The sequence below is a fragment of the Pseudomonas sp. GM41(2012) genome (genome assembly GCF_000282315.2).
Lineage (GTDB): Bacteria > Pseudomonadota > Gammaproteobacteria > Pseudomonadales > Pseudomonadaceae > Aquipseudomonas.
Genome location: NZ_AKJN02000008.1, coordinates 367,501 through 382,248 on the forward strand (window position 1 = coordinate 367,501; position 14,748 = coordinate 382,248).

At 59.7% G+C, this 14,748-nt stretch carries 5 protein-coding genes; 1 reads left to right on the forward strand and 4 read right to left on the reverse strand.

Annotated features, from left to right (window positions below; translation table 11 throughout):
* Window positions 1–140 precede the first annotated feature (140 nt).
* The 3 genes from PMI27_RS06585 to PMI27_RS06575 all read right to left on the reverse strand — a co-directional run bounded on the left by PMI27_RS06585 (window position 141) and on the right by PMI27_RS06575 (window position 5,205).
* The gene (locus tag PMI27_RS06585; protein WP_008153231.1) at window positions 141–1,517 is read right to left on the reverse strand and encodes an HlyD family type I secretion periplasmic adaptor subunit; all 1,377 of its coding nucleotides are present in this window, start codon (window positions 1,515–1,517) and stop codon (window positions 141–143) included.
* A gap of 9 nt (window positions 1,518–1,526) precedes the next feature.
* Window positions 1,527–3,686 (reverse strand): type I secretion system permease/ATPase, encoded by a 2,160-nt coding sequence (locus tag PMI27_RS06580; RefSeq protein ID WP_008153232.1) that lies wholly within the window; start codon window positions 3,684–3,686, stop codon window positions 1,527–1,529.
* A 160-nt stretch (window positions 3,687–3,846) separates the two neighbouring features.
* Window positions 3,847–5,205 carry a TolC family outer membrane protein gene (locus PMI27_RS06575; RefSeq protein ID WP_008153235.1) on the reverse strand — a complete coding sequence of 453 codons (1,359 nt, stop codon included), beginning with the start codon at window positions 5,203–5,205 and terminating at the stop codon, window positions 3,847–3,849.
* 592 nt (window positions 5,206–5,797) lie between these two features.
* Here PMI27_RS06575 and PMI27_RS06570 point away from each other — a divergent pair.
* On the forward strand, window positions 5,798–10,936 hold the full coding sequence (locus PMI27_RS06570) for a retention module-containing protein (RefSeq protein WP_024164591.1): 5,139 nt from the start codon (window positions 5,798–5,800) through the stop codon (window positions 10,934–10,936).
* Between the two features lie 141 nt (window positions 10,937–11,077).
* Here PMI27_RS06570 and PMI27_RS0229745 read toward each other — a convergent pair whose 3' ends face one another.
* Window positions 11,078–14,713 (reverse strand): hypothetical protein, encoded by a 3,636-nt coding sequence (locus PMI27_RS0229745; RefSeq protein WP_008156172.1) that lies wholly within the window; start codon window positions 14,711–14,713, stop codon window positions 11,078–11,080.
* Window positions 14,714–14,748: the final 35 nt, after the last annotated feature.

A 14,748-nucleotide genomic window follows, 5' to 3' on the forward strand; every position in this document is an offset into this window, starting at 1 on the left:
TAGCGGTAGAACAATCACAGAAAATCCCGGCCAGCGACTCCCACAGTTGATCGAGTTCTTCCAGAAGAAATGCGATCCCCTGTGGGAGTGAGCCTGCTCGCGATAGCGGTAGAACAATCACAGAAAATCCGGGCCACAGACTAACGTTCGCGCATCGCCTCGGTCCGGGCTTTGAGCACCGGTTTAAGCAAGTAATCCAGCACGCTTTTCTCCCCGGTGATGATGTCCACCGTCGCCACCATCCCCGGAATGATCAGCAACGGTTTCACATCCCCGCCCAAGTGATTCTTATCCGTCCTCACCTGAATCAGGTAGAAGCTGTTGCCCTTGTCGTCCGTAATCGTGTCCGCCCCAATCAACTCCAGCTTCGCACTCAACCCGCCATAAATCGTGTAGTCGTAAGCACTGAACTTGACCATCGCTTTCTGGCCCGGGTGCAGAAACGCCACGTCCTGCGGCCGGACCTTGGCTTCGATCAGCAAGTTATCTTCAATGGGCACGATTTCCACCATGTCGCTGCCCGGCTGGACCACGCCGCCGATGGTGTTGACCTTCAGCACTTTGATAATCCCGTGAACCGGCGACACCACCGTGGTGCGGGTCACGCGGTCATCGATAGCAATGCTCGTTGCGGTGATTTTCGACAGGTCGGTGCGTTTTTCATTGAGCTCTTTCGCCGCGTCGGAGCGGAAGGATTGTTCGGACTCGTCAATCTTGCTTTTGATCTCATTGATCGCCGATTCCGCACGGGGAATCGCCAGGGTCGTGGCGTTCAATGAACCGCGAATCTCCACCGCGCTGCGTTTGAGTCGCAGGATTTCCACCGGCGAAACCGCCCCGGTGCCTACCAGCGGCGTGGACATGTTCATCTCTTGTTGCAGCAATGCCAGGCTTGAACTGAATTGGCCCTGTTTGGAGCGGAACTCTGCCAGTTCCTGGGATTTCTGCCGAAGTTGCTCACTCAAGGTGCGCTGTTCGCTGGCCAGTCGACGTTGCCGTTGTTCGTACAGCGAGCGTTCGTCCTCAGCCACTTGCGGCGCCTTGGCGATCACTTCGGGGGACAGTTTGAACGGCCGGCCTTCCGCCTCGGCCGACAGCCGTTCGACCTGCGCCGTCAGCGCATAGCGATCCGCCTCGCTTTCGCCCTTGTTCGACAGGAATCGAGTGTCATCGAGGCGCAGCAAGGTGTCGCCCTTGTTCACCATTTGACCCTCGCGAACGAAGATCTCAGTGACGATGCCGCCCTCCAGGTTCTGGATCACTTGAATCTTGCTCGACGGAATCGCCTTGCCTTCGCCCATGGTCACTTCCTGCAGCACCGCGAACTTGGCCCAGACCACCGCCGTGATAATCAGCGCAGCCGCCAGCCATACGGTGATCCGCGACCAGCGGGGTGAGTCCTGCAACGAGGCGCCGGCGGTTTCCGGCATGAATTCGCTTTCGGCGCTTTTACTGAAACTGCTGAAGTAGCCGCGTGGCTTCGAATTAGATGAGGTGTCGGATGATGAACGGGCCATGGCTAGCTCCTAGACAGCCGCAGAGCCGACACGGCCCTTGCGCAGTGCATCGATGACCACTTCTTTCGGACCGTCGGCGACGATCCGTCCGTTGTCCAGCACCACCAGCCGATCCACCAGGCTGAGCATCGAGGTACGGTGGGTCACCAGCAGCAGGGTTTTGCCCTGGACCCAGCGGTGGAGTTTTTGCCGCAGGATGTCTTCGCTGCTGTTGTCCATGGCGCTGGTGGGTTCGTCGAACAACATGATCGGCGGATCCAGCAACAAGGCGCGGGCCAGTAACACCGCCTGACGTTGCCCGCCGGACAGCAGTTGTCCGCGTTCACCCACTGGCCGGTCGAAGCCTTGCGGATGCTGACGCGCCAGTTCGGTGACACCGGTCAGTTCGGCGACTTCGAGCATCCGTGAATCGCTGATGTAGCGTGCGCCGAGGGTCAGGTTGTCGCGCAGGCTGCCGGCCAACAACGGCAGGTCATGGGCGACGTATCCGATTTGCTGGCGCAGGTCGGCGACGTCCAGTTGCCGCAAGTCCAGGCCATCAAGCAGCAGCTGGCCTTCTTCCGGCGCGTAGAAACCCATCACCAGCCGCGCCAGCGTACTTTTGCCCGAGCCGCTACGACCGATGATGCCGATCCGCTCGCCGGGTTTCACGCTGAAGCTGACGTTGGCCAGGGCCGGAGCGTTCTGGCCGTTGTAGTGGAACGTCACACTGCTGACGTCTATTGCGCCTTGCAGTTGCGTGCGTTCAAGCGGCCGGTGTTTGGCGTCGCGTTCCTGCGGCAAGGACATCAGCGCATCGGTGCTTTTCATGGTCAGTTGCGCTTGCTGATAGCGCGTGATCAAGCCGGCAATCTGCCCCAGCGGCGCGAGCACCCGGCTGCCGAGCATGTACGTCGCGACCAGCGCGCCGACGCTGAGGTTGCCGGCGATGATGCTGTAGACCCCGGCGACGATGGTCGCCATGCCGCAGAATTGCTGGATGAACAGCGTGCCGTTGGTGGCCAGCGCCGAGAGGTTGCGCGCATGGCTGTCGAGACGGGTGAGGGCGCCGTGGGTGCTTTCCCATTTGTGCTGGCGTTCGCTTTCGGCGCTGCACGCCTTGAGGGTTTCCAGACCGCCGAGGGTTTCGATCAGCAGCGCCTGGCGTTCGGCGCCCAGGCTCAGGCTTTTCTGTACGGTGTCGCGCAGGCGGACCTGAATCACCATCGCGAAGAGGATCGTGATCGGAAACGCCAGTACCGGAATCACCACCAGCCAGCCGCCGAGCAGGCCGATCACCACCAGCATCAGCACGGCAAAGGGCAGGTCGATCAGGCTCGTCAGCGTTACGGCGGTGAGGAATTCCCGCAGGCCCTGGAAGTCATGGATGCTTTGGGCGAAACCACCAATGGTCGCTGGCCGCGCTTTCATCGACATGCCAGTGATGCGTTCAAACAACGTGGCCGAAAGGATCACGTCGGTTTTCTTCCCTGCGGTGTCCAGCAGGTGCGCGCGCACCACCCGCAATACCAGTTCGAAACCGGTGCCGATCAGCAAGCCGATGGACAGCACCCACAACGTCGACGTGGCTTGGTTCGGCACCACCCGGTCGTAAGTCTGCATCACGAACAGCGGCACCATCAGCCCCAGCAGGTTGATCAGAAAACTTGCCAGAATTGCGTCGCTGTACAGCCATTTCGACAGCTTCAAAGTGTCGCGAAACCACGCCTCAACTCGCGGCACCAGCGGCGAACGCAGGTCTTCGAGTTCATGCCGTGGCCGCGCGAACAAGGCCTGGCCGCTGTAATTCTCGGCCAGCTCGTCCGTGCTGACCCATTGTTCACCGCCGTCGGCTTCGCTCGGCAATATCAACAACTGCCCGTCATCGCCGATGCGTCGCAGTATGGCCGTACGGCCGTTGTTGAGGATCAGCATTACAGGCAAGTTGAGAACGGAAATGTCCGCCAGTTCACGGCGCAGCAATCGCGCCTGCAAACTGGCCCGGGCCGCTGCGCGAGGCAGCAGGTCCAGGCTCAAGCGTTGTTTGTTCAGGGGCAGTCCGGCACTCAGGCTGGCGCGACTGACCGTCGCGCCGTGGAGTTTGCAGAGGATCAACAGACCGTCCAGAAGCGGGTCATCGAAGCTCAGACGCGGATCGACACCGATGTTGCCGGATTCCATGCTGGTCACATTGATCTCTCCCGTTGCGCTGCGGCAATTGGCATAGAAATCTACACATCTCCTGTAGGAGCTGCCGAAGGCTGCGATCTTTTGATCTTTTGATCTTTTGTGGCGGGGATTCGGGCGCCAAAGATCAAAAGATCGCAGCCTGCGGCAGCTCCTGCAGGGCCTACTTCAGTTCAGGCAAACGGGCTTCGTTTTTTACTTCCGTGGAGGCGATCGTATCGGCGGGCAACACCACCCGTTGTTTGCTCAGCAACTGCCCCATATTCGCCAACACGCGGTACATCGAGAACTCCTCGGTGTAGCGCACTTCGGTGTAGCGGCGGTTGGCGTTGTAGAGCTCGTTTTCACTGTCCAGCAGGTCGAGCAGGGTGCGTTGGCCGAGGCCGAACTGGTCCTGATAGGCCACCCGCACGCGTCGGCTGGTGTCCGCGTATTCGCGGGCGGTCGGGGTTTGTTTCTTGGCATTGACCATGGCGTTCCAGGCCAGGTGAATGTTCTCGTTGAGTTGGCGCAGGGCATTGTTGCGGACGTCCATCGCCTGGTTGATCAAGTGCGCATCGGAGGCCAGGCGAGCCTTGTCGCTGCCACCGCGGAACAGGTTGTAGTTCATCACTATGCCGACTCGCCATTCGTTGTCGTGGCCTTCATCGCCCTGCACGTTGTTGTTCGCACCCACGGCGGCTTCGGCGTCGAAACGAGGGTAGAACGGCGACTTGGCAACTTCGTACTGGCTCTCGGCCGATTGCACATCGGCCTGGGCGGATTTCAGGTACGGGTTGTTTTCCACCATGCTTTGCTGGGCTTCCTGCAGGGTGGCGGGCAGTTCGCCGCGGGTTGAGGGCGGGGCTTCGAGTTCATCGGGCAGGCGCCCCACGACGGCGTAGAAGTTCGACTCGGCATCCGCCAGATCGACTTCAGCGGTATCGAGGTTGTTTTGTGCCAGTGCCCGGCGAGCGATGGACTGGTCGGAGTCGGCGGTGCTGCCGATACCACGCTGGGTGCGCAGACCTATCTGATCGTTGACCCGCATGTGAGCTTGCAGATTGTTCGTGGCCAACGTCACCAGTTCGCGGCGCTTGAGCACTTCGAGATAGACCTCGATAGTGCGCAGGGCCAGATCCTGAGCGGTGCCCTGCGCGTAATAGGCCCGGGAGTTGACCACGCCTTTAGTGCGCTGGACTTCGTTCGAGGTGTTGAAACCATCGAAGAGCATCTGCCGCAGACGCAATTCCGATTGGGTGTAGGTCAGAATTTCGGTGTGGTGATTACCTAATGCCCGGGTGTTGGTGTTATCGCTGTACCCGCGCCCGTAGGCGGCATTCAAGTCAACCGATGGATAAAAGCCCCCTTTGGCAACTTTCACTTGTTCATCGGCCGAGAGGCGGCTGTCCACTCGAGACGCCAGTTCCGGGTGGGTCGCGATGGTGCTCTGGATTGCTTCCGTCAATGACATGGCTTGAGCCTGAGAAGTGCAGGCCATGGCCAACAGAATTGCGCTGCAGAGGGGGGATAATACGCGCATGGGTGCCTCTCCCTGATTCCTAATGGTGCTTATTAGTCGCCAAATATTTGACGACATTTATAGTGAAAACCGTTTCATGCTTGTAACAACAGAGCTAAGAACATTCTGGGGAAAACCATAGAAGAATTTTTCATAAGGCTTATGCCAAAAAAAACTTATGAGCTCCGCAAAATCCAGCACATTGTTTACTGCGAAAGCCCTTGATTTATGAGCGTTATGGAGCTCCGCGGGGCTTGATGAAAGTTCCAGACCACATATCGACATAGGGCGGGAAAGTGCTGGAGGGGAGGGAAGCGGACGGTTTTAGGGTGACGGTTTTTTGTCACCTTGGTGGGGAAAAACCGTTACGCATCGCTCAAAGGGCGACTTGTTGTGCAAGTGGATCCCGATGCCATTGATTGCAGAGGGTTTTTATCCCGCAGCAGACACGTCGCCCGCGAGCGGCACGCTTGGCGAGAACGGCGCCAGGGCAGCGGCTTACTTGAAGTAACCGCTGCCAGCAGGCGATTCCGCCAGGCAACCCGTTGGAGCCATGAGCACGTTCTTCGCAAAAACAGGATGCCGACAGCGGTTGGCAGCGGAGGAAGTGCACATGGCTACGCTCATCGGTATTGTCAGTAAGGTCATTGGTCAGGTGTTCGCGGTTGCGAGCGATGGCACCCGACGCGCGCTGGTCGAGGGGGACCGGTTGTTCGCCGGCGATCAACTGGTCACCGGGGCCGAAGGCGCGGTGGCGGTTCATCTGCACAATGGCCAGGAACTGACACTTGGACGTGGCAGCAGTATGGAGATGACGCCCCAGTTACTCGCGAATCAGGCACCCCATGTATACACCGCTGAAGCGGTGACACCGACTCAAGCGCAACTGACCGATGTCGAACAACTGCAAAAAGCGATCGCTGCCGGCGACGACCCGACACAGACTGCTGAAGCTACGGCGGCCGGACCGGGTTCGACCGGCGCACCTGGCGCATTGGGCGGCGGCCACTCGTTCGTCATGCTTGAAGAGGTGGGCGGGCGGGTCGATCCGACGATTGGTTTTCCTACCGCAGGCTTCAACGGCATCCCCGAATTTCCCCTGGGGCGGCTGGCCGGAAACCCGGACAACGGTGATAACGGTGCAGGTGCTTCAGGTGGTGCAGGTGGTGCAGGTGGTGCAGGTGGTGCAGGAGGATCAGGCGTTGTTCCTGTAACACCGGATGTTCCAGTTATTCCTGTGACACCGGTTGTTCCTGATGTGCCGAACAATCCGGTCACCCTCACCGGCCTGTCGGTGGCAGGGGGCGAACTGACCGTCAATGAGGCCAACCTGGCCGACGGTTCGGCCCCCAATCCAGAGGCACTGACCAAGACCGGCACGTTCAGCGTGTCCGCTCCTGACGGGCTGACCAGCCTGAGCATCGGAGGGGTCAACGTGATCAGCGGTGGCGTTGCCGCAGGCTTCCCGCAATCGATCACTACTCCGTTGGGCAACACCCTGACCATCACCGGCTACAACCCGGCCACGGGGGTTGTGAGTTATAGCTACACCCTCGTCGACAATGAAACCCATCCGACCGGTGACGGAGCCAACAGCATCACCGAGAATTTCAACGTCGTCGCCACCGATACGGACGGCAGTTCGGCGACCGGGCAAATCAACGTCAACATCGTCGATGACCTGCCGACCGCCAACCCCGACTCGACCGCGGTTGAGGAGGGCGGCATCGTCAGCGGCAACGTGCTGTTGAACGACGTCGGCGGCGCCGATGGCCCCGCCGCAGGGGGCGCGGTGCTTGGCGTGCGTGCTGGTTCCGACACCTCGGCCCCGGCCGTTGGCGGCCTCAACACTCAGATCAACGGCACCTACGGTTACCTGACGCTGGACGCCAACGGCAACGCTGAATACCACAGCAACCCGAACGCCGTGAGCGGGCCCGGCGCGACTGACGTGTTCACCTACACCGTGCGCGATGCCGACGGTGACGAAAGCACCACCACCATCACCATCGACGTGCACAACAGCTGCATTCTGGCGGTCAGCGACAGCGACGTGACCGTCTACGAAAAAGCCCTCGACCTGAACCAGGACGGCCAGGATCTGGTGCCCGGCACCGTCACCGGCAGCCTGCCGGGCAACACCGGCGAAACTGCCAGTGGCACCCTGGTCGGTTCGGTCAGCGGAGCGGTCGGCGCAATCACCTACACCCTGGTCGGCAGCGCCACCGGCACCTACGGGCAAATCCTGCTCAATCCCGACGGCTCCTACACCTACACCCTGACCTCGCCGGCCAGCACCACGCCGCACGCCAACGACGGTGCCAACACTCTGAGCGAAAGTTTCACCTACCAAGCCACCGACGCCTTGGGCAACAGCACCACCAGCACCATCGTGATCAACGTCGTCGATGACGTGCCGACGGCTCATGCCGACGAGGTTTCGGTCGCCGAAGGCGGCATCGTCAGCGGCAACGTGTTGTGGAACGACGTCGGCGGCGCCGATGGCCTCGCCGCAGGAGGCGCGGTGCTTGGCGTGCGTGCCGGTTCCGACACCTCAACCTCGGCCATCGGCGGTCTGAACAGCCAGATCAATGGCACCTACGGTTATCTGACGCTGGATGCGGCGGGCAACGCCGTCTACCACAGCAACCCGAACGCCGTGAGCGGCCCCGGGGCGACCGACACGTTCACCTACACCGTGCGCGATGCCGACGGTGACCAAAGCACCACCACCATCACCATCGACGTGCACAACAGCAGCATTCTGGCGGTCAGTGACAGCGACGTGACCGTCTACGAAAAAGCCCTCGACCTGAATCAGGACGGCCAGGATCTGGCGCCCGGCACCGTCACCGGCAGCCTGCCGGGCGACACCGGCGAAACTGCCAGTGGCACGCTGGTCGGTTCGGTCACTGGTGCCACCGGCACAATCACCTACACCCTGGTCGGCAGCGCCACTGGCACCTACGGGCAAATCCTGCTCAATCCCGATGGTTCCTACACCTACACGCTGACTTCGCCGGCCAGCACCACGCCGCACGCCAACGATGGGCCGAATACCCTCAGCGAAAGTTTCACCTACCAAGCCACTGACGCCCTGGGTAACAGCACCACCAGCACCATCGTGGTCAACATCGTCGATGACGTGCCGACGGCTCATGCCGACGAGGCTGCGGTCGCGGAGGGAGGGACCGTCAGCGGCAACGTGCTGTGGAACGACGTCGGCGGCGCCGATGGCCTCGCCGCAGGAGGCGCGGTGCTCGGCGTGCGTGCCGGTTCCGACACCTCAACCTCGGCCATCGGCGGCCTGAACACTCAGATCAATGGCACCTACGGTTACCTGACGCTGGACGCCAACGGCAACGCCGTCTACCACAGCAACCCGAACGCCGTGAGCGGCCCTGGCGCGACGGACTCGTTCACCTACACCGTGCGCGATGCCGACGGTGATCAAAGCACCACCACCATCACCATCGACGTGCACAACAGCAGCATTCTGGCGGTCAGCGACAGCGACGTGACCGTCTACGAAAAAGCCCTCGACCTGAACCAGGATGGCCAGGATCTGGCGCCCGGCACTGTCACCGGCAGTCAGCCGGGCCTCACGGCTGAAACCGCCAGTGGCACCCTGGTCGGCTCTGTCACTGGTGCCACCGGCGCGATCACCTACACGCTGGTCGGCAGCGCCACTGGTACCTATGGGAAAATCCTGCTCAATCCCGATGGCTCCTACACCTACACCCTGACCTCGCCGGCCAGCACCACGCCGCACGCCAACGATGGCGAGAACACCCTCAGCGAAAGTTTTACCTACCAAGCCACCGACGCCCTGGGCCATTCCACCACCAGCACCATCGTGGTCAACATCGTCGATGACCTGCCGACCGCCAACCCCGACGCGGTCTCGGTAGTGGAGGGCGGCATAGTCAGTGGCAACGTGCTGGCGAACGACTTCGGCGATGCCGATGGGGGTGGGGTGGTCGGCGTGCGTGCCGGTTCAGACACCTCGACCCCGGCCATCGGCGGCCTGAACAGCCACATCAATGGCACCTACGGTTACCTGACGCTGGATGCGGCAGGCAACGCGGTCTACCACAGCAACCCGGACGCCGTGAACGGTCCCGGTGCGACCGACGTGTTCACCTACACCTTGCGCGATGGCGATGGCGACGAGAGGACCACCACCATCACCATCGCCGTGAACAATAGCGGCATCAGCGACAGCGACTCGGCCAGTTCGACATTGCCGGACCCAGTCATTGCGAACGCGCCACCGGTGGCAGTCGATGACCACATCATCACCAACGTGCTGTCGGGCAACATCGTGCTACCGGACGAGTTGCTGCTGGCCAATGACACCGATCCGAATGGCGATCCGCTGACCGCTTCGCCGACCACCGTCAACACCGGTTGGATTGCCAAAGGCGCGGACTTCACCGGCACCAATCAGAACTTCAGTTTCACCGGCGGTAACGAGCAGGCGGTGACCCTCGCCCGCAGTGCATTCGTCGCCAACACGACAGCCATGACGGCGGTGTTGGTAGTCAGCGGGGCGCTGGGACCGGTCAACAACACCCACGCTGAGGACCGCATCACCATCGACCTCAAACAGGGTGAAACCCTTAACCTGGATCACAATCTGCCGGCCGATCATGTCGCCATGGAGTACTCAATCAACGGCGGCGCATGGATCGCCCTCGCGGACGGGCAAACCCTCACCGCAACGTCGGACAGCACCTACCAGATCCACATCACCAACATCGACAACCCTGGCCCGGGCAACAGCGGGAAGGGGGCGGAAGACTACCAGTTGACCATGACCGTCAACTACGCCGGTGCCCACGACATCACGCCAGATGCCCACGGCACCTATGTCGCCAGCGACAACCATGGCGGCAGCGACAGCGGTGCCGTGACCATCACCTATCAGGACAGCCACACCCTCACCGGCACGGCGGGCGACGATGTACTGGTGGCGGGCGCGGGTAACAATGTGATCAATGCCGGCGATGGCAACGACGTACTCACCGCCGGTTCTGGCAACAACGAAATGCACGGCGGCGCCGGCAATGACTTGCTGTACAGCGGTGCGGGCAACGACCTGCTCGACGGCGGCACCGGCGTCGACACCGCGAGCTATGCCCACGCCACGGCCGGGGTTACGGTCAATCTGGGCGTGCTCGGTGCGCAGAACACCGCGGGCGCCGGGACCGACACCCTGACGGCGATCGAAAACCTGACCGGTTCAAATTTCAACGACAGCCTCACCGGCGACAACCACAGCAACATCATCAACGGCGGCCTGGGTAACGACATGCTCAACGGTGGGGGCGGCGACGACTTCCTCATCGGCGGCCTGGGCAACAACACCCTCACCGGCGGCAGCGGTGCCGACACCTTCCAGTGGCTCAAAGGCAACAGCGGCCACGACGTGGTCACCGACTTCACGCCGGGCACCGACAAACTCGACCTGTCACAACTGCTGCAAGGGGAAAACAGCACCGCTGCATCGCTGGATGATTATCTGCACTTCAAAGTCACCGGCAGCGGCGATTCACTGGTCACCAGCATCGATGTCAGCGCCATGGCGGGCGCCGCGCCGAACCAGACCATCGACCTGGCGGGTGTGAACCTGGCCAGCCATTACGGCGTAACGCCGGGGGCGGGTGGGGTGATTGCCGGTGGGCAGGATACGGCGACGATTATCAACGGGATGTTGAATGATCATTCGTTGAAGGTGGATACGGTGTGACTTGAAATCTGAAAGGACAAAACCCGCTATTCCTGTGAAAGGAATGGCGGGTTTTGTTGTTCTGTTACATTGCTTTCGCGAGTAGGCGGAATTGGCCTAATGATTTTGGATAAATAATTCTGTCCACTTCCCCTTCAGTGCTCAGATGGCTCTTATACGCAGGTTGACCACTGCATAATCATTGCTGACATGAGTGGCTTGGTGAGTATTTATATATAATTCCAAAGAATTGGTTGTTGCGATGAATATTCCATGCAATGTTGTCCAGTTTGTCGTAAGAGTGGTGCCTCCGGTCAGATAACCTTGACTTGTACTTAAAGAAATTACAGGTGCAACGTTGCCCCCGCCTATATCGATTCTGGCAGCGTCAACGGAGAATTGATAATGTTGTCCTATTTTAAAATTCGGAAAGCGTTTTCTTAGAAAGATGCCTGCCAAGCTGCTGTAAGTATTGTTAAACAGTACGTAACGGCCTTGGTGCGCAATAATACGCAAATCTCTCGGGTCGGTGATGGGGCCACGTTCCCATCCCTCAAATGTTGCACTTGCGAATGTTGTCAGTTCATCCTTCAGGAACACCATTACTTTAAACGCTGCTGCTGGCGACTCTCGCTCTTGCCCTCCGGTTATACGCGTTACCAGGTAGGTGACCGTAACGTCATAACCTCGATTATTGATTGCCATCGCCCGGTCAACGTTGATTGTCCTGGGGCCCAATGAATCAATTCTCACAGGCAGCGTCGTGTCGCTGCCGCCCGGGCCTGTCCACCTCACTCTGACCATGTCGCCAATGGCCATGCCTTGATACTGAGGAATGATCACAGGAACGCCGCTGGCAGGAACACTATCCAGGTCAAGAAAGCCACCGACGACGCCAGTAACAGTGGGTGGCCCCAGTTTGAGCTCGACCACGACGTTAAAGGTGTAGGGCGGTGATTCACGCTCTTCCCCCCCCTCGGCACGCGTTACATGGTAGACCACCGTCACGCTGCGCCCGGCATTGGCGATCGCGACATTTCTGGGCACATTGAAGCTCATTTCTTCCCGTCTGGAGACTTCTTGTGGGGGGGAGGTGGTATGGGAACCACTGCCCGGAGCACCGCGCCAGGAGACGAAGATTTTGTCTCCCACGGCCATGCCACCATAACGAGGCACCTTCACCACCGCACCACTGGCGGGCAGGAGGACAGGGTCAAGGGCATTGCCCACCACACCGTCGACGCTGGGCGGGATCAGGACCAGCTCTCCCACTTGCAGCAACGTCAACACCAGTCGCGGAAACTCCTGTGCCGGGTTTGGATTGTCACCGCCATCGAAGGCGACCTTGGCAATCAGTGTGAGCGTTGTTTTGTCAGTCAATTGCAGAAGTCGTGCGCGTGAAAGAAAGGTACTCAAACCCCTTTCGGCTTCCTGCTGCGTAATGGCTTTGCCGTCATACAACGTAATGGTTTCAGGACTGCCGTTTCGGGTGCCTTCGGCGTGCAACCAGATTTTCTGGCCTTCGGCGCTGTGAGGCCAGTTGGCCAGAGTCGTGGTCGCATCTCCAATGAAGGCGGCCAGTTCCAGTACCTTGTCGTCGGGTGCCTGCGTGACTTTCGGGGTTGGCAGATCACTGAGTGAAAACTTCTGAACGTGAAGATTCAGCGGATCGGAAGCTTTCGGTTGGACATAGCGTTTGACGTTATAGGTGACCACCACGTCTCGATCCAGGTTGAAGGGGACCAAATGGGTAGGCATCTCAACTTCTTTAGGTTCAATCGTACGAACTTCTCTTTCAGGGCTCGTAAATGACCCTTGGCCCGGTGTCCCGGTCCAGGTGACGCTGAGTCGGTCGCTCTTTTCCATGGTGGCATAGCGCGGAATTTTCACCGTGAGGTGGGTCAGCGCCTTGATCGGATTCAATGCGTTGCCGTCAGCCTCTTTCACCTCCGGCGCTGGCAGTTCGCCAATCAACGTGCCGACGATCAACTGCAGCAGTTCCGAGTATTCGTAGTCGCCGGTGGTCGCGCGCTTGAGGGTGTAACGGACCTCGACCTGTTGGTTCATGTTTGGCTTGATGAATTGCGCATCGATCCTGAAGCTCAATGACTCGCCGACCAGATTGAGGGTGATTGGCAGTCCGTCGGTGGTAGTGCCGGCAGGTGAGATACCCCTCCAGTAGTAGGTCAACACATCTCCCTTGGCAGTGGGGATACGGGGGATACGCAAGGTGGCGTTGCGTGGTACCAGTGCTGGATCGAGCACGCCGTCCTGCGTTTTGTCCACCGCCGGGGCGGGCAACGTGGCCGATATTGTTCCGACCTTCACCCACAAATGTTCGGAATCGTCGACCTTGCGGGCTTGCGCCAGGTCATTGGATACACGGTAATAAAGGTCGAGTGTGCCGCCATCGAGCGGCGTGATGTGCTTATTCTCGACGAGCAGGGTGATGTGTTTGAGTCGGGCGTCGCCCGCCGTAACGGTATAGGGCACTTCATGCAGGTAGGGAATACCGTTGGCCCGTGTGCCTAACCAGAAGAGCTTGATACGGTCGCCGTCGGTCATTCCCGGATAACGGATGTGCACGGTCGCACGGCTTACACTGGGCTCCAGTATTTCCCCGATGACTTCGCTGATGGTCGGCGCCGGCAAATTCGAGATCTTGCCCTTGACTGTGGCAAAGGCGTGTTTGGAAGACAATGGTGGGTCACCGTTGGCTTTGATCAGCACGTATGACGCATCCGCCGAGCCCATCGCAATGGCTTTGACAAGCTCGTAGGGCACTTTGACCTGGACAGAGTCCGGCCCTTTGACAATGGGTACCGATTCTTTATGGTTGACCGGTTCGCTGGAAGAAGGGCGTGTACCGACCCAGGACACCTCAAGCGTGTCGCCAGTTTCGAAGTCCTCGGGCCTGATGTCTATTTGCAGTGTGACCGGGGCCCTGTTCAATTGGTCCAGATCGATAACACCGTTCAACGCTTCAACGATAAGAGGAGCCAGCAATCGCCAGGCACCGGCGTCGACATTCACTGGGGTGATTGCGGACCACTTTTCGCAGAAGTTGGACACTTCATCATAAACTTCGTAGCGCACTGGCAAGGCATTGCTGTCACCGCCGGCCAGGACCGTCGCCTGATCAACAGTGATGGTGATCGCCTCCGTGCCTGCGGCCTGTTGCTCGGTGATCCGCAGAGCAGGGGCGAACACAGTCCCCCACTTCAGTCGTACCGTATCTCTCGCGGCAATTGCCGGGTAAATCGGCACGGTGACTGGAATACCGTTTTTCGCCCATTCGGCATCCACGCCATTTTTTTTCACGTCATCGGGTAGCTGCGGCGCTTTGAGTTCTGAATGCCAGGCCTCAAAGGGTCGTTTATCCGGTCCGCCCGGGCGGTTGAGCTTGACCAGGATTCGCAGTGGTGCAGACGTCTCATCAGGGGCCGTCGAGCCATTGCGGGTTATCTGGTAATGCACATTCTCAACCCAACCAGCAACAATGCCGGTGATAGGTATGTAGAACAGCAGGCGTTGGTCGACTTCTTCAGGCAAAACCTCTTTTACATAGATCTTGAGATCGCCCCAGTAGATGTCGTGTCGGTCTCCCGCTTGCATGGCGCTATAAGGATCGATGTTGCAGAGCATCCCGGCGGGATGGCCGGTAAGCACTGCAATGTTGACTCCAGCATCACCGTCCGCGATACCTTGGATCATGCCGGTGATCATCAAGGGATACTCGACGAGCACAGAATCAGTGCCATCAAATCGAGAGAACAGGCCTGGATTGGGAAGGTCCATGGGAGCTCCTGAGGGTCATTACCTGGCGATGAGTC

Excerpts from the sequence above, each read along its gene's own strand:
- PMI27_RS06575 (WP_008153235.1), bottom strand. The coding sequence starts at position 5,205 with ATGCGCGTATTATCCCCCCTCTGCAGCGCAATTCTGTTGGCCATGGCC.
- PMI27_RS06570 (WP_024164591.1), top strand. The coding sequence starts at position 5,798 with ATGGCTACGCTCATCGGTATTGTCAGTAAGGTCATTGGTCAGGTGTTC.
- PMI27_RS0229745 (WP_008156172.1), bottom strand. The coding sequence starts at position 14,713 with ATGGACCTTCCCAATCCAGGCCTGTTCTCTCGATTTGATGGCACTGAT.
- PMI27_RS06585 (WP_008153231.1), bottom strand. The coding sequence starts at position 1,517 with ATGGCCCGTTCATCATCCGACACCTCATCTAATTCGAAGCCACGCGGC.